Below are 24282 nucleotides of genomic sequence, written 5' to 3'. Positions count from 1 at the left end.
AAAATGAAAGCCAAAGAAGGCAAGTGTGGTGAAGGTAAGTGTGGCGCTGACAAAATGAAAGCCAAAGAAGGCAAGTGTGGTGAAGGTAAGTGTGGCGCTGACAAAATGAAAGCCAAAGAAGGCAAGTGCGGTGAAGGTAAATGTGGCGGCGACAAAATGAAAGCCAAAGAAGGTAAGTGCGGCGCTGACAAAAAAGCCAAAGAAGGCAAGTGCGGCGGGGATAAGTAATCTGCAATCGGCATATACACCATAGATATAAATAATTCCGGGTCAGCAGTTGCTGGCCCTATTTGTTAATGAAAACCTATAGTAGGCGCGCAGTATGACAAATAGCAATGAGGTGAATAAGGGGCAAGTTGGCTTAGGCCTTAGACGAGAAATGTTGGACGAGTTTTGTCAAGGAGTGCCAAGTGAAATCAATTTTTTTGAGGTCGCACCAGAAAACTGGATGACTCTAGGGGGCAAGTTTGGCCGTCAATTTAGAGAACTTACCGAAAGACATGAGTTTTACTGCCACGGTTTATCACTTTCTATCGGCAGTCCGGCGCCATTAGATCTGCAGTTTGTTAAAAACGTCAAAGACTTTTTAGATTTACATCAAATCAAGACCTACTCAGAACACTTAAGCTATTGCTCCGGCAGCGGCCATATGTATGACTTAATGCCTATCCCATTTACGTCTGAAGCCGTTATGCATGTGGCTAAAAGGGTTAAGCAAGTAGAGGACATTATTGAAAGACCTTTAATATTGGAAAATGTTTCTTTTTATGCTGCTCCTGGCGCTGAAATGTCTGAGGCTGAATTTGTCTTAGCTGTTATGCAAGAGGCTGATTGTAAAATGCTACTCGACGTCAATAATATTTACGTTAACTCTATCAACCATCGTTATGACGCTGTTGAATTTTTAAAAGCCATGCCTACCGAACGAATAGCCTATCTACATATTGCAGGGCACTATGAAGAGGCTGAAGATCTTATTGTAGACACTCATGGCGCGGATATTGTCGATCCGGTGTGGAAGTTACTTGATGCCTGCCATGAGTGTCATGGAGTTTACCCAACCCTACTCGAACGAGATTTTAATATTCCACAAACCAATGAGCTGTTACTCGAGATTAATCAAATTCATGATTATCAAAATCGGCATATTGCCAGCTTAAAAAGGAGCGCTTAATGAGCTTTCTCGACGTACAGAAAAACTTCATGGATTACATTAAAGATCCGTCTCAGCCGCTTCCTAACGGTATTGAAGTTCGTCGAATGAAAATATATCGAGAGTTATTTTTTAATAATGTTGATGGCTTTGTGTCAAATGCATTTCCAGTACTAAAAAGCCTTTATAAAGAAGAAGATTGGTTAGCTATAGTGCAAAACTTTTTTGTTACTCACGACTGTCATAGCCCCATTTTTATTGAGATAGCTCAAGAGTTTTTGTTATTCCTGCAAACGGAATACAAAACGACAAAAATCGATCCGCCGTTTATGTTGGAGTTGGCCCATTACGAGTGGTTAGAATTAGTGGTCGCAGTCGCTCAAGATAATCACGAGCATAAGCTGATTAACCTCATTGAACAAAATTTAGAAGCCATCAATCTTAGTGTGTCATCTACGGCGAAAATTGCGCAGTATGCATATGATGTACAACATATTAGTCCTGACTATCGCCCCAAATCTCCAAGTAAAGCACCGCAGTTTTTCTGTATCTATCGAGATCTCGATGAAGAGATCTGTTTTTTACAATTAAATCCGTTAACTGCACAAGTGCTTGCTTATATGTCGCAACATACTAATCTTGGTTACACTGAACTGGTGGATTGGCTCGTACAAACATTCACTCATATCGACGCTGATGCCTTAAAGGCTGGGTGTTTACAGCTACTCACAGATCTGAGTCAGAAAGGTATTATTAAACAATTTATTGGTAAATAGGCTTTCTATTAGTGTGATCCACATCTATAATGATTTTGAAAATTGATCTAGATCAATAAATATCGTCAGCAATAATAAGTAGAGGAAGTCATGAGTCAGCCGTTTAAAGACCCATTCAATATTTTTTATTTCATTATTTTTATTCTTGTACTGTTGATCCCAACATTACCGGCTACCCTATCTTGGTTAATGGTCTTGGGCTTAAATTAATCCGCCTTTAAGCCAAGCTCAGGTATACTAGCCACTCAAGTCGAGTGGCTTTTTGGTTTTTTAGGGTAGGTTAATGGCGTTAAAACGTGGCTTTTTTCTGATTATCGGACTTTGTAGTCTAGTCTTAGGGCTATTAGGTATATTGCTACCTTTATTGCCAACAGTGCCGTTTATTTTGTTGGCTGCTTATTGTTTTGCGCGTTCAAGCGACAGACTATATCAGTGGCTAATGAGTCACCCTTGGTTTGCCGATGCACTTAAAAATTGGCAGGCTCAAGGTGCTATTCGTAAAAGCTTAAAGAAAAAGGCATACCTAGTCAGCAGCCTCAGTTTTGTTACTAGCATTGTTATCGTACCGCTAATTTGGGTGAAAGTGATGCTGGCTTGCCTCGGAGCCGGGTTAATTATTTACCTGAGAAGCATCCCTGAAATTGACGGGTGATAGTGCACTGTGTTGGCTCATCATCTTGAAATTTAAGCGCTATTATCGCTCTCTTGCAGAGGTATTTCTCCTTCAGGACAATTGAATGGCAAAATTGCCTAGATTGAGATTACACTTCTGGCGTTAGTAGGTTGCAACTCGCTATAAAGCGGCTTAAGCTTGATGCCGATTTTTACACTTCGATGACATCGATACCGGTTTATTCCAATTGGGACTGGGGATGTCTGCAAACTAAAGTAGATTAAGTAAAGAATTATGGTAATGAATACTGACAGCTTGGCACTAATAAAGAACAGCATTAAAACCATCCCTAACTACCCTAAAGAAGGGATCCTGTTTAGAGATGTGACTAGCTTATTAGAAGATCCACAAGCCTATAAACTCACCATTGGACTTTTAGTGGAGCACTATAAAGATCAAGGTTTTACTAAGGTTGTCGGTACCGAAGCGCGCGGCTTCTTATTTGGCGCACCTTTGGCTCTAGAATTAGGTATTGGTTTTGTCCCTGTACGTAAGCCTGGTAAATTACCAAGAGAAACGATTTCAGAAAGCTACGAGCTTGAATACGGTCATGACGTGTTAGAGATCCATGTAGATGCCATTACTGCTGACGATAAAGTATTGGTTATTGATGACCTACTTGCTACAGGCGGTACAATTGAAGCGACAGTGAAACTGATCCGCAACTTAGGTGGCTCGGTTAATGATGCTGCTTTTGTTATTTCATTACCTGATCTAGGTGGTGAAGAGCGCCTAAAGGCAATGGATCTTAATCTAGTAAGCCTTTGTGAGTTTGAAGGCGAATAAACCATTCTATCTCAGTGATAAATGATGGTTTTAAAGAATAGACAACGTTGTTTATTCTTTATCTTAAAAGGTGAATTTATCACCGCAAAATCGCTCCTCAGTCGCTTGAGATAGCATGTAAAAGCGTTGCATGCTATTGTTCAACGATGTCGAGGAGCGTGCTCCCGAAACCGTATTCATGACACGTTGGGGAGTTCCATGTCATATCAGGTGTTGGCCAGAAAATGGCGCCCTGCCACATTCGAGCAAATGGTTGGTCAGTCGCATGTTTTGCATGCCTTAACTAATGCGCTCACTCAGCAAAGATTACATCATGCCTATCTGTTTTCCGGTACACGCGGTGTCGGTAAAACCAGTCTTGCACGTCTTTTTGCTAAAGGCTTAAATTGTGAGCAAGGCGTAACCGCAACACCCTGCGGTAAGTGTTCCGCTTGTGTTGAAATTGCCGAAGGGCGTTTTGTAGACTTGATAGAGGTCGATGCGGCATCAAGAACTAAAGTTGATGATACCCGAGAGTTGCTAGATAACGTGCAGTACAGGCCGAGTCGTGGTCGCTATAAAGTGTACCTTATTGATGAAGTACACATGTTATCGCGTAGCAGTTTTAATGCACTGCTAAAAACTCTTGAAGAGCCCCCAGAGCATGTAAAATTCCTATTAGCGACAACGGATCCTCAGCGCTTACCAGTGACAGTGCTTTCTCGTTGCTTGCAATTTAACTTGAAGAGTTTGACTCAAGATGAAATAGCCACTCAGCTAAAGCATATATTGACCCAAGAGCAATTAAGTTTTGAAGATGCAGCATTAACTCTGCTCGCTAAAGCGGCTAATGGCAGTATGCGTGATGCATTAAGCCTGACGGATCAAGCGATTGCATTTGGCGCAGGCCAAGTAAAGCTTGAGCAAGTGCAAACGATGCTCGGTAGTATCGACGAAAAGCATGTTCTAGCCTTGCTAGAAGCATTGGCTAAAGCCGATATTATGGATTTGATGCAAGTGACGGCCAAAGTGTTGTCATTTGGCGCTGACCCTGAAGAGGTACTTCGCAGCTTACTAGAGCTTCTGCACCAAATTACATTGACACAGTTTGCACCAGCAGCTGCGCAAATGTCTTTATATAGTGAGCAAATCAGTGCGTTTGCTCAGCAATTATCCGCAGAACAAGTTCAACTATATTACCAGTTGTTATTAACGGGTCGTAAAGACTTGCCCCATGCGCCAGATCCTAAGTCCGGACTCGAGATGGCGTTACTTCGTGCCGTCACTTTCGTACCCGAAAAGCCTGTGACTCGCTGGGCCGTAGCGACTAAGTCTGATATTGCATTGCCAGAGGTAAACACATCATCTGTGCAAGTTACCAATAAGCCTGCCGTTACGACAGATACGACTCATCAAGCTGTAACTCAGCATGCGCCAGAGCCTGAAAATAGCGCTGCCGGTAGAGTTACCGACAGTGAAGTCGCTCCAGTTAAAGTAGATGGTGTTCCTGCTGCGGATGTATCTACAGCTCAAACGAACAATGAGCATCAAGAACCCGCTGACCAGAGCTCACAAGCGTCAACGGCTAAACATGCAGTTGCTGACATGCAGGATGAGCAGCTTGATAGCTTAAATAGTGAAATGGCAGTCATCATGAGCCAGGCTGAAGGGCAGGGCTTTAAAGATGCTACAGAGCAAGTACTGCCTGGCGAGCAGTCAAGCATTCAACCTGATCCTCAATTAAAGACTCCATCAAGCAGTCATTCAGATACTCATTCAGACAGTCAGGCAAATGCACAAGACAATGTGGCGCAAAGTGGTTCACATCAAGCTCAAGTTGCACAAACTAGGCTACCTGATGATGCTGTTCAACATGCCTCTGAACAGGGTGATGTAGAACAAGCTGACGATGATCTCGCCTCATATGCTGATTATGCAGGCGCTTATGGTCACAGTGAGGATGGCGAAGATAACGATTATGGTTTTGAGCATGCCTCATCAAGTTATCAAACAGAACTAACTAGCCAGAATGCAAATCAGTTTGAAAGTCACACCAGTGAAGCGCAGTTAGCCCAATCACCAACATTACCAGAGCAAAATGCTGGAAGTGCTGATCCTACGGGAAGTGATGATATCTTGGATGCGGTCTTAGCAGCCCGAGCGACATTACTTGAGGGACTAGGAGAGGATGAACCTAAGGAGGAATCCTCAAAAAAGTCCTTAGAAGGTCGTAAACCTTTTACGCCTCCAGTAAGAAAGCAGCCTGCTGTTAAGGAGAGCGAAATCAGCTCGCAGCAGAGCCCAGAATCAAGTGAAGGCCAGAATTTAGCTGGCACAGAGGCCAAATCAGAGGTGATTGACCGGCCGCCATGGGAAGAGCCACATGAGCAAGACACTTGCGCGCGATTTGATGAGCCAAATGCAATAGCCCAAGCTGACAGTGAGATAAAGACAACGGATGAAGGTCAAACTCAAGAGGTTGTCGCTAAGCGAGAAGAGGTGAGCGCGATACAAACGGCACTTGATTCATCTCCTGTTCAGGATGCTGAGCTAAACTTACCAACATTACCCAGTGGTGAGCTAACGGGCAATGTGGTCGATTTGAAATGGTATCGGTTTATGTCAGAGCTTGAAGTTGGCGGCCGAGTGCGGCAGCTAGCAGTCAACTCTGTGTGTCATCAGTTTGAACAGCCGTTATCATTACTGCTTAAGCCAGATCAGAAGCATTTAGGCGCTGACATCGCGATTAAACAGCTTGAAGAGGCGATGACAAATGCCTTAGGTGAGCCGTGTAGTATCAGTGTGTCGGTAGGGGTGGACAATGATAGAGAAACCCCGCTTGAGGTGAGAAGACGCTTTCATAAAGAAATTTTAATCCAAGCGCATCATGATTTAATGACCGATGATAACGTGCGTTGGCTTACGCAAAATATGGGCGCACAGATGACGGCTGACTCGTTAACCTATGAACCAGAGTTGCTGGTTCAGAAGGGGAAACTGATTGAGTTGATCAATATTGCGAACTTTAAGCGGTTAACTGAGTCATAATTTTACAATTGAATTTCAGCTTTCATTGCTAATCACTGTTTTTTTAGTAAAATTAGCCCACTTTATTTGTTGTGATAAATAATAGAAGAGAATTAGAGTATGTTTGGAAAAGGCGGTATGGGCAACTTGATGAAGCAAGCCCAGATGATGCAAGATAAAATGGCTAAAGTGCAAGAAGAGATCGCACGTATGGAAGTCACTGGTGAAGCTGGTGCAGGCCTAGTTAAAGTCACTATGACAGGTTCTCACAGCGTACGTAAAGTTGATATCGACGCAAGCCTGCTTGAAGACGACAAAGAGATGCTAGAAGATCTTATCGCAGCCGCTTGTAATGATGCTGCGCGCCGTGTAGAAGAGAATCAAAAAGAGAAAATGGCTGAAGTGACCGGCGGTATGCAACTACCACCAGGCATGAAGATGCCGTTCTAGTTTTAAGTTGCTGTTTTAATGGTGTATTTACGCCATTGGATTGGAGGCGGCCAACGAATAGTTAGTAGCCAAATCCCAGCGATTAAAAACAAAAAAAGCTCAAGCAATTTGCTTGAGCTTTTTTGTGTCTGGACCTTACTGTCTCAACCAACCATCAGGAATATTCAGTGATTTTATCACTTTTGCCGGTGTACCAGCCGCTAAGCAATTTGGTGGTATTTTATCAACCACTATCGAACCTGCAGCTATGACTGAGTTGTCGCCAATAGAAGAGCCTGCTAGGATCATCGAATTTGCACCTACCCATACATTATTTCCAATGATAACAGGGCCTTTCTTTATCTCTCTGTCAGGCGTTAATTGATGGAAATCAGTATCAAAAATATATGTCATATCGCCTATCTTGGTGTGATGACCTATTTTAATAGATTGAGTCGCGCAAATATTGACCCCGTCATTAAAAAATGAACCATCGCCTATTTCTAAAAAAGCTCCTGCTTGTACTGTAATATTTTGATGTAAGCGAAAAGACCGAAAGCAGCATTGTCTACCAAGGTGCATAGCGCCTTTATTGTGAATATTGGGCCATCCACCACTGAAAGATGGCGTACCATTCATTGTAATCTTCTTTCTTTTACAGAAAAGCTTAATAGAGAGTGCTTTCAGCTTTCGACGAAGACTCATTTTTTTACACATACTTATTTTCCGAATACTTACACTAGATGAGCGAGAGCAGCTCGTGATAATCATGAAGCAATGATTAACAGACGTGTCTACTAGGCATTAGTTATATGAGTTGCATTGATATGGACGATATGGGTGTCAGCAGCTTGGATACTGCAAAAAAGGAGTGTTTTTTACATGAACCTTCAGTGAGTGGCAAGGAGTTATTCTGCAGACTTTGATCTACAATGGCTTTGACTTTACCTCGGCGGTTAAGCACTAAATGGATAAATATTAGTATACAAGGAATATGCATATGATTTTAATGATTAAACTGGCTTTTCGCTCTGAGGTGTCAGGCTTTAACTGGTAATGCTTATTATTTTAGTCAATATCACTGGCTTTTCGTTTTTTATTGTTCTTTGTTCTTGGTACTGCATTTGGCTTTAGTCTTGCGGGCTCAATAGCAATATGGCAGACTCTTGCCGATAAACTGCCCTTCGATGCGTTGGCCTTGACGCACTTTTCGACTTGGAAAGACAGAGTGAAACAAAAGCTAAAAGGACTGGGGTTTTCCTTAGTCATCTTCATCGTTATTGTCATCTTTAATGCGCTGTTTGGCGCGCCGCCTATTAACTTAAGTGGTATCGAAAAATACAGCGAACGTATCCCAGCTGAAGAGGCTCGAGATCTGGGTTTTATTCTATTTAAGAATAAGCGCTATCCCGAAGCGAGGGCATTTTTTACGCCTTCAGCACAGTTAGGTGATGTCGGTAGTCAGTTATCACTCGCTACACTTTATTTTTACGATTTGACTACAGCTAACAATTACCAGCAGGCGTATCATTGGTTTAGCAAAAATAGCGATAATGCTTTTGCTCAATATTATTTGAGCTTGTTGTATCACTTTGGACATTACGTGCCTCAAAACCAGATAAAGTCATTATTCTGGATAGAAAAGTCCGCAGCACATTCTTTTCCTGCAGCGCAGCATAATTTGGCTGTCTATTACTATAACCTAGGCGATTTCAGCCAAGCTTACCTTTGGGCACGTTACGCTAGAGGTAATGATTTTTCTCAGGCTCGCAGCCTAGTTAAACAAGCCGCAGATCATTTGACAGCGCAAGAAAAAGCCATTGCTGACCAAACCTATAGAAACAGCAATACTAAGCATCGCTGGGACTCAGAGAACAATAACCAGATTAGTGCACTCTTAGAGCAGGTATTTTAGTCATGAAGATACATTCGATGTCACTGGAGTGCGCCAGTGGTCAAACACAGCAGATGGGCGCGGTGGCAAGCCGTACCACATTAAAGCACCGACTCAAAGAGATACGAGACACTGCTATCTTTGATGAGAGTGTATCTGAAGGCGCTGTAGCCAAGGGTGAGCAAGTTAAAGGCGATAATTCAACTGAAGCGCTGACCATGCCAATGCTGATTGTTCAAGCTGGGGTCAAAGGCAGTGAGATCACCTTCACTTATGATTTTTTGAGTAAAGACGAAGGTTTATTAGCCCTGTATTATACGAGCAATAAAGGTGGGCTTGAGCGTCAAAAGGAGTTTGGCTTTGTCAGTTTTAGCGAGCTTGAGTTGCATCTGCAGCGGCTCTTGAGTGAGAGTGAGGGCAAGTTTGTTGAACACTACTTTCCTAAAAGTTCCCGATTTAGTTTGTTGCTCAAGTATTTGGGGGGCGCCTATATCACAGCAGCTTGTCTGGGCTTATTGTCTTTCATCTTTTTATCTGATGTGATTTGGCATGATGATATTTTTAATTCAGCCTACATTGCTGGGGGCGTGATTTATGCTCTTACGCTGCCCATATTGCTGCTTAAGGCCTTGTCGCAGAAAGGCAGAGAGCGTGCAGAGCAAGTCGGCCAGAGCACGACTAAACAAGTGTTTGGCATATTAGTGGGTAATATAGTCTTGAGCTTTGCACTGGTTGCTGGTGGCTGTAATTTATTGCATGTTATCAACGCCAAGCCTGCAGAGCTAGACATTACTTTTTCTGATAAAAACCAAGATTATTGGGGGAAAAACTGTAAGGGCGGCGTTAACATCGAACACTTCTCAGGGACTGTCTGCTTGGAGGATAGAGCTTATTGGAAGATTATTCATCCTAGTATGAAAGCTGTTGCACTGGGAGAGTCATCGGTTATTGCTTTTAAGGTAAAAGCCATCGAGCTTAAATAGTCGCACTTAAGATCCTTAGGGTATTTATTTAGTCTGCACTTTTCACTTTTTCCTAAGTTATTATTGGCCCTTCAAAACTGTTTCATCAGCGTATCAGACTTGTGATTCAAGTCTTGATGGTTTCCTGATGGATAAGCGCTTATTAGCGATATCAGCTACCTCACACAGTTTAATTTATCTGTTAGAACCGCTACTTTTATTTTAAATCTGCTTTTAATCAATTCAGTTCATGAAAATGCTTCCTATGCATTTCGCCTATGGTTCAAATATCTGCTTTATATATTCAAAGCCAAATAACTAATTGAAAATGTTTAGTTTGTAAGTATATTTGGTTTTTTGTTTAGCGCTCTTTTTTAGCGTAGCATCACTCTGCGATGTTGCGCATTGGTAATCATCTTGTTTGTTTTTATGTTGTTAATGTTGCTACGTGTATACTGGTATGATAGGTTGACTGCATAATGTTGGGATAGCTAGAGATTAGTTGCACTAGAATTTATCGATTCAAAGGTTAGTTACATCAGAAACAGTTGCACATTGAATTAAAACTATAAAACTCAGAGAGGGAAGTTATGAATACCAATCAAAGGATGTTTTGCCGCAGCGCACTGTCATTATGTATTGCTGGATTATTTAGTTCTGCAGCTATAGCAAATGACGCGGAGCAAGAAAGTAACAACGTTGAACGAATTGCTGTAACGGGTTCAAACATTTTTAACGGTTCCGCTAACGCTTCATCATCATCGCCGATTACTGAAATAGGAAGAGACAGCATTGAAGGAGTGGCGGCAATATCTCTTGGTGATGTATTAAATAAAGTCCCTTCCGTGACTGCATCGATTAATGGTTCAAGTGATAATGTTTCTCTTGGTGGCGCAGGTAGTAACGTTGGTGTTTCGACTACTTCACTTCGTAACTTAGGCACTGCTCGAACCTTAGTATTAGTGAATGGTCGTCGTTATGTCTCAGGAGTTTCTGCAAATACAGGTTATGGTGTTGATTTAAACTCGATCCCGCCAGCGATTATTGAGCGCGTAGATGTACTAACTGGCGGGCAATCTGCTATTTACGGCTCTGATGCCATTGCTGGTGTTATTAATATTATCACTAAACAGAATTACGAAGGTTTGGAAATCAATGCTTTTGCGGCCGATTCTTCTGAAGGGGGAGCAGAGAGACAGAACATTGACTTTACCTATGGTCAGAACTTTGATGAAGGAAATGCATGGGTTTCTGTAGGCTACTCCAATCAAGAGGCTTTAAACTCGTCAGAAAGAGACTTTTCCAGATATGAAATGAGATTTCTTGATACCAATGGTGATGGCATCAGGGACTCTATAGCTAGACGAGATGGCCCTGGTCATGTTGATGGAGCATCACTCGGTTATGGTGATCTAAAAATATTTGGTAATGGGGACCCATTTAATACCAATCAGCCTTTGCTTGACGGCAATTTCCAACCTATGGGCGAATCTGACTGGGATAATCAACATGCTAATCGTACTTTAGTTACCCCGTTCCAACGCTTCAATGTCGCTTCCGGGATGAGTTTCGATGTATCTGAAAATTCAGATTTAAAAGTAGAGCTAAACTACTCACAGACAAAAGCCAGTGTTGATTTAGAAGAAGCGCCAATTGACGTTGTAAACAATATCTTTAGAAAAGGAGATGGTGGTACTACAGGTATCGATGTAGCAACGAGTCCCTTCTTCGTAGGCAGTAGTGCTGGACAGCAGCTTCTTGCTGTCATGGGTGATAATACTTCTCTTGATGGTGTATCGACGAATAGACGTACCTATGAGTTTGGTAATCGAACAACTGAAAATCACCGTGAGACTTTCCGTATTGCAGGTAGCTATAACTATTATTTTGATAATGATTTGGACTGGAAAACGAGTGCTACTTATGGCATCACTTCGCAACAACAGCAAAATAGCGGTGACTTTAGTATCCCTCATATGCAACAGGCTGTGACGATTGAAGACGATGGCAATGGTGGTTATCAGTGTGCCGATGAAATAGCTAGAATTTACGGTTGTTTACCTGTGAATCCATTTGGTACTACTGACAGTTTGGCAGGCCAAGCCGGGATTGTCGGATTTTCTGATGAAGCAATGAAGTATCTTGCTGTTAGCACTGGTCAAACGGGTAAAGTTGAACAATTTGTTATTAACAGTGTTGTATCTGGAGAGTTAGATTTATCTGTTGGTCACGATAATATGGGATTTGCTGCAGGTCTTGAATACCGTAAAGAGTCCGCAGTTGAAAACCCAGATAGTTTTCGTCAGTTAGGCATTACACGCGAAGGCGCGGTGCAACCTATTGACGGTAGTTTTGATGTCGCCGAAGTTTTTGGTGAGCTTTATATTCCAGTTGCTGACTGGCTGAATGTGAGTTTAGCGGGCCGTGTGGGCGACTACTCTACAATCGGTACCACATCAACTTATCGACTCGGTCTAGATGCACCCATTAATGATGTAATTCGTCTTCGTGGTAGCCAATCTAGCTCTGTTCGAGCGCCGAATATCAACGATATATTCTCTACCGGTACCACCAGTGTTGCTAACCCAACGATTGATGTTTGTAATGGAGCGAGCAGTTCAGGGACGTCGAATAGAGATGTTAACTGTAGTTCTATTTCGGCTATTGCAAACCGAATGGCTACCGACCCAAATGGTGAATATGTATTGGTAGGCTCTGAAACCAATAATACACTTGTATTACAAAGCGGCTCACCAGATTTAGAAGAAGAAACTGCAGATTCATTAACTTTAGGTTTTGTTGTTACACCACTGGATAACCTTTACGTTTCACTCGATTATTATGATATTGAAATTGAAAATGGAATAACGACAATCACTCCCGATATTATGGTTGAGCGTTGTTATGATGCTGACCCATCAGAATTTGATGCAAGCTGTGGTGGGAAGGTGATTAGGGATGTTAAAGATGGGCCTATTCTAAATATTTACTCTACATCAATTAATGCCGATACCATTTCAACTAGCGGTTTAGATCTTGAGATAGGTTACTCGCTTGAGGATTTACACTTAAATTTAATCGCTAACTATCTCGGTGAATATGAGATTGATACTCCTACTGGTAAAATTGATAATCTAGGAAAAACCTTATTCCCTGAGTATCGTTATACGATGAATGCCTCTTATGACATTACTGATGCTTTTAACTTATATGCACAGTTGACTTACCGCTCTGAAACTAAGGGTGTGCTTGGTGAAACGACGCTGTCGGATGATCTAAACACTATGGATGCGGTTTACTATGTTGATCTTAGAGCTAGCTACCAAATAAATGATGCTGTTAATGTTTATCTTGGCTCAAATAACTTATTTGATGAGCAGCCAGATATTCAGGCGACGAGTGCGGCAGTCGGTACCAATACTACGCCTCAAGCTTATGATGTTATTGGTCGTCAAATCTTTGCTGGTGTTAAATTGACATTCTAATAGCTGGGAAAGGCATGCTCTTTTTATAACAATAAATGCCTTGTTGTCGGTGTAATGTCCTAAAACCTAATCAATGTTGATTAGGTTTTATTTTACTTAAAAGTTAAGGAGTCCCGCTTGAAGCCTACTCAGTTATTTTTCCTACTTATGCTATTTGTCGCGCTTGTTTGTGGGCCAGTGTTAGCTGTGGAAAGTCAAACAAAAGTACCTGTTCAGGCCAAGGTGAGTTGGGTAAAAGCAGGGCAACTTCCAGCTCCTAAAGGCTTTAATCAATCTATCGGTATAGCTGGTGCCTATAGCGCATTTGTCGGTGATTACCTTGTGGTTGCTGGTGGGGCTAATTTTCCTAAGGGCCACCCTTTTTTTGATAAGGGGGTTAAGCAGTATTATTCAGATATTTTTGTATTTGATACCGCAAGTAATCAATTTAAGCTAGTAGCTCATGGGCAATTACCCTCCGCAAGAGGGCATGGTGCAACTGTCATTGTTGGCAATAGTCTGTATCTTGTTGGAGGTAAAAATAACGACCAAGCCTTCGACTCTATTCTAAAGCTGACACTAGATGATAATTCTCAACCTGTGGTGAATGCTGTTAATCAACTGCCTTTTACTTGGGATTCTGGCGCGGCGGCCTGGCAAGACGATTCACTGTTTTTATTTGCTGGTAAGCATAACGGCGTAGTGAGTAATGCTGTGTGTCAGTTTTCTTTGAAACAGCAAAAATGCATCAATAAAGATAAGATAGCGCCAATCCCGGGGCTTGCGAGAACCGATTTCCCTTCCATAAAGTATCACAAACAATTTTATGTATTTGGTGGTGCAAATATGCAGGCAGGAAAAGGACGTTATGTTCTAACCGACGCTTATGCGTTTGACTTTGAAGCACTAAGCTGGAGAACACTTACACCGGTTACAGTTAAAGACCAACCCTATTCTGTCGCTGGTGGAGGGGTTGCGGTGATTAATGATGAGCAATTCATTTTACTTGGTGGTGTAAACAGGCAAGTGTTTAACGATGCTATTTTTCAATTGGCGACTAGCTCACAGGATAGGCTATCTAAGTTCAAACAATATTATTTTAGTTTGAATGAGCAAGAGGTTAATTTTAGCCGCCAACAGCTTATTTATGATCTCAATAAAGATAACTGGTCAACTTTAAGTAAGGAGGTGCCTTTTACGGGGGGAGCGGGGCCCCTTGCTATATCGCAAAAAGATAACCAAATATATTGGATCTCTGGCGAGATAAGGCCGGTTATCCGTACCCCTAATGTGTATCAAGCCACTATTGAACCTGTTCAATAAAACTGTCGTCTATTTCATTATCTTGTTTAGTACATTGATATTTATTAGCAGAGCCTGGATCTGAGACTCGCTTATCCCCTCAACTTGCTAAACCAATAATCACTTAAATTAGTTAAAGCTTTCTACAATGGTTTACCTAGTTGCACCTTATTTGAAGGTGTAACTTGTAAGCCGCTTTCCTGTACCCAGCAATATTAACTCCTACGACTATCACTAGCACTACCAATTATCTAGTTATACTATTATACCATAAAGTTCTTGTCCAATTTTTGCACACATGTTTGTATTGGTGGTGTGACAGGTTGATATGTAAAACCGTGGATCAGATATTTGAGTCGCTACTACAGGACTCACTGAGTTCGCGTAAGACTTCAATAAGATAAGAACATGGGTACTTAAGCTGTTTGTAGCGTTAAAGTGGTTCAGGATGTATAGCTTGAGTAAAGAACCTTTAGATTATCAGCCACTTATTGCTGGCTTTGTCATGGATAACACTTAATTTATAAAGGTGACATTATGCTGAGAACAATTAGATTAACAGCGCTATTTATTGCTTTATGCTCCATGGGCTTTAGTAGTGGATATGCGCAAGCAAACACATTGGTCGCAAATTTTGATGCGATGCATGAAACAAGCCCAACGAGCCAAGGTTGGAGTGATTTCCTTTCGGGGCAAGCTACGGGAACAGTAGTGCAAGATTTAAATGCCGCAAGTTGGAAGTCAACGGGAAGCAGCGGCAGAGCGCAATGGAATATGCTTCCAACTACCGAGCTTAATAATGAGGCTAGTCTAAAAGGTTGGCGAATGAGCTGGACTAGTCGCGTTGAGTCTGGCGGCTATATCACTGATTACTACGCAAATGGTGCTTTACGTTTTCTACCAATATTGAGTATTAGTGCGTCGGGAGATTTAGTCGTAAACCTAGTTGGGGGAGGAGAACATACATTAGTTTCAGGAACGGGAGCGGATAGCTATCATCAATACGTGGTTGAGTATGATCCACTTACTCAACTTGCTAGTTTCAGCTTTGATGGAGTGATAATTGATCCTGCTTGGGTTGGTGAGGCCAGCAATCAAAATATGCTTGCATGGGGAAATGGTTCATCAAACATTAATGGTATTGCTTATTATAGAACTGTCGCCTTTGAGACGCTCAGCGAAACAGTACCTGAAGAAGCTAAGATTATTGCAACGTGGGACTCATCTGGGATCACTTTTGATGGCGAAAGCCAATTTATATCGGTTGATACTGAACTTGCATCTGTACAGCAGCTGGCCCGAGGTAGCATATTTACCAAGTTTAAAGCCACGGGGACAACAGCAACTCTTTTTAGTGCTTCCAATTCAGCCGAAGGTTCAAGTGAATTTGCAATACTGATTAATGGTGATGGCACGTTACGGGTGCATGCTCGAGAGAACGGCAGTTTTGTCAATGACTCAAAAACCGTCACCACATTCAATAATAATCAAGAGCACAAAGCACTGATTATGGTGGATGCAAACGGTACCCAAATCTATGTCGATGGCCGGTTAGCATTCAGTGGTAATGCAACTAGCTTTCTTAGCGCCATTGCGGGGTTAGATAGCATGAATATTGGTCGTAACCATGATAGTAATGGTGGCCAATGGTATTTCAGCGGCAGCATAGATGAAACCCGTATTTATGACAATATACTGACGGCAGAGCAAGCTGAGGCTCTCACTCGGTTATCGACTGTGGTGGCGACTTTTGATAGTAACCTCAATACCGATCCCCTCTTGGCTGGCTGGACAAATGATAGTGCGGACTCTGGCGCAGGCAGTTTAGTCAACGAACAAGGTCAAGCTGCTTGGCAGGCTAGTGGTATTAATGGCCGAGCTGAGTGGGAAATACAGCCTAGCGTGCAAGTTAATCGAGATGCGACAACCTTAGGCTGGAAAATGACCACCACGAGTCGAATTGTGTCGGGCAGTGCGATTTCTGATTACTACGCAAATGGTAATAAACGCTTTTTAGCTTTGTTAAGTATCAATGGCAATGGTGACTTAGTCGCAGCGTTGGAGGGAGGCAGTAGTCATACATTAGTGCCGATGACTGGTGCGGATAAGTACCATACCTATGAAGTGATTTACGATGTTGAAACGAGCTTAGCGACGTTTTATTTTGACGGTATTGCAATCGAAACTTGGGCTGGTTCCGCTACCAGTCAGAATGTCATAGTGTGGGGTAATGGCTCTTCTGGCACAAATGGTGTTGCCAATTACCGTTATGTCAACTTTGAGACCTTTGGTAGTGGTCCGGCTATCTTTGAAAGTATTGTTTTTCAAGGAGATCAAGAAGGCGATGATGGTATGAGTCATTATCGAATACCTTCCATGGTCCAATCTGCAGATGGCTCAATACTGGCGTTTATTGAAGGCCGTCCAAGTGGTGGAGATCCTGGGCAAGTGGGTCAGATTAACATCTCTTTAAAACGTTCAATTGATAATGGACGTAGCTGGCTACCTGTGCAGATTATTCATCAAGATCCAGCGTTTGATTATTCAGATCCCCGTCCATTTGTTGATAAATCGACAAATACGGTTTATGTGTTTTATGTGCAGTGGCCAGACTTGTGTGCACAAAATGGTAACTGTGTCGCCCCGGGTGATGCTAACTATTTGTACTATAAAAAAAGTATTGATAATGGACTGACATGGTCCGCCGCAGTCGATGTTACTTCGCAAGTTAAAGATCCGACTTGGCGTTCAATAAACCCAGGTCCAGGGCAAGGGATCCAATTGCAATGGCAGACTTCAGCTCAAGGTGAACACAATGGCAGAATGATTTTTCCAGCCATAGTGCGTGCTGGTAATAGCCTGTTTTATGTTGCGACAGTGTTTAGTGACGACAATGGCTTAACTTGGCATAAAGGTGAGTTTACGCCTGTTTCTGGACCGACCGAAGCTGATATGGTTGAGCTTAATGATGGAACATTATTATTGTCCGCTCGCAATGATGGAGGCGCAGCAGGTACTCGTTATCACTTCTTGAGTCATGATGGCGGGATCACATGGACGCAAACAAGTCATGACTTGGCTGTTTCTAAGGTTGATATTGGGCTCACTCGATTTTCAGCGATAAGAGCGGGAAATGCTGAAGATCTTATCATTGCTACTGCGCCCATAGGTACAACATCAGGCCCTAATCGTAATAACTTGGGGATTTGGGTCAGTACAGATGAAGGGACTAATTTTGGCACTCCTTATCAATTAGTTTATGGCATGAGTGCCTATTCTGATGTGGTAAGGCTAAATGACGGCTCTATTGGTGTGATTTATGAGGCGACGGGAAGCACGCTATTGAAGTTTCTAAACTTTGAGCTGAGCAGCCTTGAGCGGCAGTAAGCTGGCTGTTTTACAGTGCTATCCATGGCTATGAAATAGAAACCTAGGCTGTTAGCTATAAGTATGGCTAACAGTCTACATTTCGAGCCGTTAAGCTAAGGCGTCGATTTCATCTGCTATAAGCTGTTTGATAACCGCCCAGTGAGACTCTTGCCAGTCCCCCTTATGGGGTAACATCGAGAAATGATCTGCATTTGGTATGCTAATTTGCTTTATATCTTGGCTTGTTTGGTCTTTATAGCGCTTGAGCTGAGCAATTTTGACACAAGTGTCGAGCTCACCATGCACTAATGTTAGGTTAAGGTGCATTGCGGGTAAGTCGCTTGGGTTGCATGCTTGGTAACGCTCAGGAAAATCTTTTACCGTGCCTCCCATTAGCCTATGTATTTGCTGAGGCTGTTCAAGATCATCGGCTGCGGTTAAATCTAGTATGCCGCTAATAGAAATAACGTTTCGAATAGCAAGTGCTTGTGGGCTGAAGAGGGGACTGCTTGGAGATATCTTCGATCTAGAAGCCGCCCAAGTTGCCAAATGTCCGCCGGCAGAATGCCCGATTAATAGGATCCGCCTTAAGTCCAAACCCTCCTCAAGGCTAATATGTTGAAGCATGTCTATGCCTGCTGCAATATCCTTAAATGTTGCGGGCCATGGCGCTTTGATATTGTCGCCTACACTATCCATGCGACGATATTCTAAGTTCCATATTGCGACATTAAAGCCTTGCAAGTAATCAACAATGGCACTGGTAGCATATGTTTCAAGAGTATGATTATCCTTCCAATAACCACCATGAATCACGATAACAACAGCTGTTAGTTTCTCTTTATGACTCGGTGTATAAAGGTGGGCAAACTGCTGACTATCGTTGCCATAATACACTTTTTTTAGCTGATGCTTATTCATAGTCTTGAACTGGTGTGGTTGATAATCACTCAACGGTATAATAGGTGTACCAAAGGATCAATGTTTAATGAAAGTAAGCCCAAAGTTTACTTTTGCTATCGATGTGGCATCTATTTGGGATAATTGTGTATACATTCATAGCACCACTGGTATGATAGCTAGATAGGTATAAAACTTGTTAGGTGCTAAAGGAACTTCGAATGCCAATTACTATTAAACGTCCTGTTGAACGAAAAAAACTTTCAGAAACCGTTGAAGAAGAATTGGAACAGATGATACGCCAAGGTGAAATAGCCGAAGGTGAAGCGCTGCCGTCTGAAAGAGAGTTAATGGCGGCATTTGGAGTGGGCAGGCCTTCAATTCGCGATGCCTTGTCAGCACTTGCACGCAAAGGCTTAGTTAAAATTAGCAGCGGTGAACGAACTCGTGTGAGTAGACCTTCTCCTGAAACCATTATTTCTGAGCTATCTGGAATGTCAAAAGACTTTCTATCGCAGCCTAACGGATTGCAATATTTTGATCAGCTAAGAAGCTTCTTTGAATCGAGCTTAGTGCGCCATGCGGCTGAGTTTGCAACAAGTGAACAAATTGAAGAGTTAGAAAAAGCGGTCGCATTAAATGGCAAAGCAATAGATAACGAAAGCCAATTTAAAAAAACCGATATCTATTTTCACCATGTCATAGCATCAATACCTGGTAATCCCATTTTTTTGGCCATTCACCAAGCGCTAGTTGATTGGGTTATTGATGCTAGACCGGCTAAAACCAACGTTAAAGAGTTAAACGCTAAAAGCCATCAAGACCATGTCGATATTTTAGAATGCATTAAAAATCGTGATGTAGAGGGAGCGGATAAAAAGTTAACTCAACACATACAATATGTATTTGATAAGTATTACGATTAGTAGAGAAATATTTTCATGCTCAAGCAGTCTTTTCAGTAAAGGCTGCTTATCTATTTTTGAGCTTAATTAAAACATGAATTATTCATTCTAAGGGCTATCTTACGATAGCCCTTTTTTATTGCGCGCAGTTTGAGCGCTTTTGAAAATCGAAGCGCGAGGTTGCTTTAGTGTTAAATTAATTGTTGTTTTTTGTGGCCCTGATGTTTCCATGGTGGTATAACAGGTATACAGCTAACCACTAATATTTGAAACATATGACCAACAAACTAATAAAGTTAGCATTCTGTTTGATGTTAATGATGCCGCTACTTGCCGTCGCTGAAACGTTTGTCAGCTGGCAAAAGATCGAGACGGAGCTCTCTGGACCATTTCGTTTAGGTGCTGGTGCGTTCATAGGTGAGCAAGGTGAGCATGTTATTATCTCCTCTGGGTTGGAGTTTGAGCCGTTCACTCAATCGTTCACTCAAGAGCAACCATTAATCGTTGAAAACATGCTGCTAACCGCTAAGCAATCTCAGCTTGTTTATATTGTTACCGCCGATAGTGCAGTGGTACCGACTTCTTTATCGGCGAACGATGGCAATAGAGCCTATGCGGCTACTGCTCCTTTTGCTGGGGGGACACTTGTTATTGGTGGCATTAATGCGCAGCAAGCATCGAATCGAGTCAATCTACTGGTATGGCAACAGAGCGCTTCTGTATTAGAGAGTTTTTTATTACCGCCACTCCCCGTCGCCGTAAAATCGCCATCAGCTGTCATTGTCGAAAACACTGTGTATGTATTAACGGGGATGGATGCAAATAACCAGTTTTTCGCTTTGGATTTGAGCGCGTTAACAGCAGGTAAAAATTTGCTTTCAAACAATCAATTTGATTTTGAACGCTTCGCAGCCAAGAGCGCTTGGCGCGCTTTACCTGCATTACCAAGTGAAAGTACCACTTATCAAAATGGTGTGCAGTTAGCGGTTCAAAATGATGGCAGTGGTGAAAAAATATATGCGATAGGGGGCTATCGTCTATTAAACCAAGAGCCGAATTCAAGCCATATTCCTCTGCCCTTAACGGCTTTTTGGAAGTTTAATCCAGCCATTGAAACTCTCGCTAATCAATGGCAAAAACTCGGCGACATTTCAGAGACGAATAATGACTTTAATCAGCAAGTAAATAGCCTGGCAACATTCGGCCATTCACACATACTCGCCTTTACCGATAAGGGCGATACTTTAGCATTTAATGCGATAACTAATAGTTGGACGCAATATTTAACGGCGAATGATAATCGCAATACTCCAGCCGATTTTAGTGGCGGGATCACTGAAAGCACCATGACTGCAAACGGTTATGTTTATGCACTAAGCCCTAGTCTTGATAACCGCTCTGCATCTACATTATGGCAAGCATCATTAAAGCGACCAGCTAAGGATTTTGGTTGGATCAACATGACGGTACTAGTGACATATTTAGTATTTGTCGTTTTGGTTGGCTTGTTCTTCGTTTTCAAAAATAGAACCACTAATGATTATTTTCGTGGTGGTCAATCGATTCCTTGGTGGGCCGCTGCTTGCTCAATTTATGCCACCATGTTGAGTTCGTTAACTTACGTTGCGTTACCCGCGGTGGTTTTTCAGAGCAACTGGCTATTGTTATTGGGGATCTGGATGATCATTGCTGTCGCCCCTATTGCGATTTATGTTGCTATGCCGTTTTTCCGTCAGATTGATGCAACGAGCGCCTACGAATACCTTTCAAAACGCTTCAATATGAGCGTCAGATTATTTGCTAGTGGTTTATTTACGCTATTCCATGTAGGACGCATGGGTATTGTTATGGCACTTACTGCATTAGCTTTGTCTGCTGTTACGCCGTTATCTCCGAGTGAGAGCGTATTGATAATGGGAGTTCTTTGTCTCATCTATTGCACTATGGGTGGAATTGAGGCAGTGATTTGGACTGATACCTTACAAACCATAGTGTTACTTATTGGTGCAGTGCTGTGCTTTATCGTCATCATTGCAGGGTTAGACGGAGGTATGGCTGAGTTTATTAGTATTGGTCTTACGGATAATAAATTTACCATGGTGGATGTTGATTTTAGCCTCGATAGCATAACTACCTTGTCTATTTGGGTCGTTGTAATTGGTGGTATTGGCCAGAATCTATCAAGTTATACGGCAGATCAAGCCGTAGTGCAGCGTTACATGGTGACTAAGAACCCGAAAGAAGCCAGTCGTTCTATCTGGGCAAATGCCATTATTGCCGCGCCTGCAGCGCTATTGTTTTTCTGTATTGGTACTGGGCTGTATGCGTTTTACCAAACCCATCCTGAGAAGTTAGATCCTACAATTCAAATAGATCAAATATTCCCAACCTTTATTGCAACAGAGCTGCCCGTGGGGCTAGCAGGCTTGATTGTGGCCGGGATATTCGCCGCCGCACAATCTACCGTGTCAACTAGCATGAACTCCATTGCCACGACTCTTGTGACAGACTTTATACGCCCCTTTAATTTAGTAAAAACAGAACAAGGCTATATGAGCGCCGCACGTTGGCTGACGTTCATTATGGGCGTATTGGGAACCTTAGCGGGCCTTATCTTTATTGACCCTGAAATTCGCTCCTTAATGGAGGCGTATTTTAAGGTCATTGGCATGTTTATGGGGGCGTTAGGAGGTTTATTTGTACTAGGGGCATTGACTAAAAAAGCCAACTCATTTGGCGCGATAGTCGGAATTTTAGCTGGCGTTGCAACCATGGTTTCAGCTTGGCAGTTGGGATGGGCGAATGGTTACTTGTACGCCACGATAGGAATAGTGTCTTGTTTAGTGTTTGGCTACGTTGCCAGCTTACTGACACAAAACACGAAAGCAGCGAATAAAGACTTAACTGGATTAACACTTTACACAATGGACTCAGTCGCCATCAAACCATCGTAAACATCAGGCTTTAACAAGGGGATATGTCAGTGGTAAATAGAGAGTTAGAAAAGCAATTATTATTGTCGATGAAGCACTCTTTGATTGTTTCTTGTCAGCCAGTAGATGATGGTCCGATGGACAAGGTTGAGCACGTTGTGGCTATGGCGCTGGCTGCCGTGAATGGTGGAGCCAAAGGGTTAAGAATCGAAGGTGTCGAGAATGTACGGGCGGTGGCCAAGGTAAGCCCTGTGCCAATTGTCGGTATTATAAAAAGAGATTTAGCTGATAGCGCTGTGCGTATCACGCCATATGTTGATGATGTCAATGCGTTAGCAAAGGCTGGCGCAAGTATTATTGCATTTGATGGAACAGACAGGAGCCGCCCTGCATCAATGTTACAGCTATTAGAGGCAATCCACATGGCAGGTTGTGTTGCTATGGCAGATTGTGCTGATTATGAGGTTGGCTTAATGCTGGCTCAACATGGCTGCACTTTTATTGGCAGTACATTGTCTGGTTACACCGATAACTCAGCCCCTCCTTTTGAGCCTGATTATAACTTGGTGAGCCGCTGGGTAAGTCAGGGGCTGAATGTAATTGCAGAAGGGCGTTATAACTCTCCTGAGCGGGCAGCATGTGCCATAGAGCTTGGTGCGTTTTCCGTTACTGTTGGATCAGCTATTACACGTGTGGAACACATTACTCAGTGGTTTGTGGCTGGCGTTGAAGCGGGCGGTAATACCAGTGTACTGGCAAGTGAAAATGCCCAAGACGGTATAGGAGCCTTGGCTACATGATTATCGCAATTGATGTTGGCGGCACCAAGATATCGGCTGCGTTAATCAAGGGGACTAAAGTCATTGAACTCAGGAAAGTTGATTCAATTATCCATCAAGACTTAGCTAACCTTGCAAGTTACCTTGTTAACTTATGTGAAGGTTGGGCAGAGCAGGCATTTACGATTGCGGTAGCCTGTACTGGGCTTGTGGGAGCAGAGCGAGTTAACTTTTTATCTGCAAACGATTCGCTACCGCTAAAGCAGCAACTTGAAATAGGCTTTGGTTTACCTGTTGTTATGTTAAACGATGCTGCCGCTGCAGCCTGGGCTGAATATACCTTAAGGCCTGATAGGTCAGACAATACTTTGGCCTACATTACCGTTTCAACCGGTGTGGGTGGTGGCATTGTTCAAAATGGCAAGTTAGTGATGGCTGATGATGGATTTTGTGCGCACATTGGGCATATGTCAGTGAGTCGGTCAGGTTTGCCTGCAATAGAGTGTCATTGTGGCAGGTTTAACTGTGTCGAGGCCCTATCTTCAGGGACGGCTATCGCTAATCAAGCGTCAACTATTTTAAATAAAGGTGTTAGCTGCAAAACCGTTTTTAATGAGCATTTATCCCATCCAGAAATAGCCCAGTTACTAGAGCAGGCAACTGATACCATTGTTGAGCTTATCGCTAACATTAGAGCCTTAACAGGAACGCGTATCGTGGTGTTAGGCGGCAGTGTCGGCTCTACAAACTTATTTCAAGAGCGAATAAAAACCAAATTAAAGGCACTTCCTAAAATCTACCACGTCGAACTCGTTGCCCCTGTCTCTGGAGAGCATGCCGACCTTATTGGTGCAGCTTTGTATGCCGGTTCGGTAATTGGTTGTGATTAATAGATGCCAGTGTTTTACCTTTTGATATTGTGATTAATGATGCCAGTGTTTTACCTTGATA

18 protein-coding genes are annotated in these 24282 nt (G+C 42.6%); 16 read left to right on the top strand and 2 right to left on the bottom strand.

What is annotated here, in order from left to right; all coding sequences use genetic code 11:
• The 7 genes from ACVBJC_RS17925 to ACVBJC_RS17895 all read left to right on the top strand — a co-directional run.
• On the top strand, positions 1–228 hold a 228-nt coding region (locus ACVBJC_RS17925; protein ID WP_447170444.1), incomplete at its 5' end, for an HvfA family oxazolone/thioamide-modified RiPP metallophore.
• Positions 229–322: 94 nt separating this feature from the next.
• Positions 323–1174, top strand: coding sequence for an HvfB family MNIO-type RiPP peptide maturase (locus ACVBJC_RS17920; protein WP_447162103.1), 852 nt, complete (start codon positions 323–325; stop codon positions 1172–1174).
• Positions 1174–1929, top strand: a complete 756-nt coding sequence (locus tag ACVBJC_RS17915) for an HvfC family RiPP maturation protein (RefSeq protein WP_447162102.1) — start codon at positions 1174–1176, stop codon at positions 1927–1929. Before ACVBJC_RS17920 ends, ACVBJC_RS17915 begins: the two co-directional genes overlap by 1 nt.
• Positions 1930–2212: 283 nt before the next feature.
• Positions 2213–2581 carry a YbaN family protein gene (locus ACVBJC_RS17910; RefSeq protein ID WP_447162101.1) on the top strand — a complete coding sequence of 123 codons (369 nt, stop codon included), beginning with the start codon at positions 2213–2215 and terminating at the stop codon, positions 2579–2581.
• A gap of 255 nt (positions 2582–2836) precedes the next feature.
• Positions 2837–3388, top strand: coding sequence for an adenine phosphoribosyltransferase (gene apt / locus ACVBJC_RS17905; protein WP_447162100.1), 552 nt, complete (start codon positions 2837–2839; stop codon positions 3386–3388).
• 198 nt (positions 3389–3586) lie between these two features.
• Positions 3587–6415 carry a DNA polymerase III subunit gamma/tau gene (gene dnaX / locus ACVBJC_RS17900; RefSeq protein ID WP_447162099.1) on the top strand — a complete coding sequence of 943 codons (2829 nt, stop codon included), beginning with the start codon at positions 3587–3589 and terminating at the stop codon, positions 6413–6415.
• 99 nt (positions 6416–6514) lie between these two features.
• Complete coding sequence (locus ACVBJC_RS17895) at positions 6515–6844, top strand: YbaB/EbfC family nucleoid-associated protein (protein WP_012154758.1); 330 nt, start codon at positions 6515–6517, stop codon at positions 6842–6844.
• A 135-nt stretch (positions 6845–6979) separates the two neighbouring features.
• Here the strand turns inward: ACVBJC_RS17895 and ACVBJC_RS17890 are convergent, their stop codons facing one another.
• Positions 6980–7462 (bottom strand): acyltransferase, encoded by a 483-nt coding sequence (locus ACVBJC_RS17890; RefSeq protein ID WP_447162098.1) that lies wholly within the window; start codon positions 7460–7462, stop codon positions 6980–6982.
• Between the two features lie 460 nt (positions 7463–7922).
• Here ACVBJC_RS17890 and ACVBJC_RS17885 point away from each other — a divergent pair, with 460 nt between their 5' ends.
• The 5 genes from ACVBJC_RS17885 (at position 7923) to ACVBJC_RS17865 (ending at position 17832) form a co-directional block, all read left to right on the top strand.
• Positions 7923–8738 carry a tetratricopeptide repeat protein gene (locus ACVBJC_RS17885; protein ID WP_447162097.1) on the top strand — a complete coding sequence of 272 codons (816 nt, stop codon included), beginning with the start codon at positions 7923–7925 and terminating at the stop codon, positions 8736–8738.
• Between the two features lie 2 nt (positions 8739–8740).
• On the top strand, positions 8741–9700 hold the full coding sequence (locus tag ACVBJC_RS17880) for a hypothetical protein (RefSeq protein ID WP_447162096.1): 960 nt from the start codon (positions 8741–8743) through the stop codon (positions 9698–9700).
• Between the two features lie 569 nt (positions 9701–10269).
• Entirely contained in the window at positions 10270–13164 is a 2895-nt protein-coding gene (locus tag ACVBJC_RS17875; RefSeq protein WP_447162095.1) for a TonB-dependent receptor domain-containing protein, read from the top strand.
• Between the two features lie 117 nt (positions 13165–13281).
• Positions 13282–14466, top strand: coding sequence for a cyclically-permuted mutarotase family protein (locus ACVBJC_RS17870; RefSeq protein WP_447162094.1), 1185 nt, complete (start codon positions 13282–13284; stop codon positions 14464–14466).
• 516 nt (positions 14467–14982) lie between these two features.
• Positions 14983–17832 carry an exo-alpha-sialidase gene (locus ACVBJC_RS17865; protein ID WP_447162093.1) on the top strand — a complete coding sequence of 950 codons (2850 nt, stop codon included), beginning with the start codon at positions 14983–14985 and terminating at the stop codon, positions 17830–17832.
• Positions 17833–17922: 90 nt separating this feature from the next.
• Here ACVBJC_RS17865 and ACVBJC_RS17860 read toward each other — a convergent pair whose 3' ends face one another.
• The gene (locus tag ACVBJC_RS17860; RefSeq protein ID WP_447162092.1) at positions 17923–18735 is read right to left on the bottom strand and encodes an alpha/beta hydrolase; all 813 of its coding nucleotides are present in this window, start codon (positions 18733–18735) and stop codon (positions 17923–17925) included.
• 200 nt (positions 18736–18935) lie between these two features.
• Here ACVBJC_RS17860 and ACVBJC_RS17855 point away from each other — a divergent pair, with 200 nt between their 5' ends.
• The 4 genes from ACVBJC_RS17855 (at position 18936) to ACVBJC_RS17840 (ending at position 24221) form a co-directional block, all read left to right on the top strand.
• Complete coding sequence (locus tag ACVBJC_RS17855; protein WP_012154766.1) at positions 18936–19640, top strand: transcriptional regulator NanR; 705 nt, start codon at positions 18936–18938, stop codon at positions 19638–19640.
• 254 nt (positions 19641–19894) lie between these two features.
• Positions 19895–22573: a sodium:solute symporter family transporter gene (locus tag ACVBJC_RS17850; RefSeq protein ID WP_447162091.1), complete on the top strand. Its 2679-nt coding sequence runs from the start codon at positions 19895–19897 to the stop codon at positions 22571–22573.
• Between the two features lie 23 nt (positions 22574–22596).
• Entirely contained in the window at positions 22597–23352 is a 756-nt protein-coding gene (locus tag ACVBJC_RS17845; protein WP_447162090.1) for an N-acetylmannosamine-6-phosphate 2-epimerase, read from the top strand.
• Positions 23349–24221 carry an ROK family protein gene (locus ACVBJC_RS17840; RefSeq protein WP_447162089.1) on the top strand — a complete coding sequence of 291 codons (873 nt, stop codon included), beginning with the start codon at positions 23349–23351 and terminating at the stop codon, positions 24219–24221. The genes ACVBJC_RS17845 and ACVBJC_RS17840 overlap by 4 nt, the downstream gene beginning before the upstream one ends.
• Positions 24222–24282 lie beyond the last annotated feature (61 nt).

The sequence above is a fragment of the Shewanella sp. 0m-6 genome, assembly GCF_052977325.1.
Note: the sequence above shows the minus strand (reverse complement) of the source record. Positions and strands in the feature narration are given on the sequence as shown.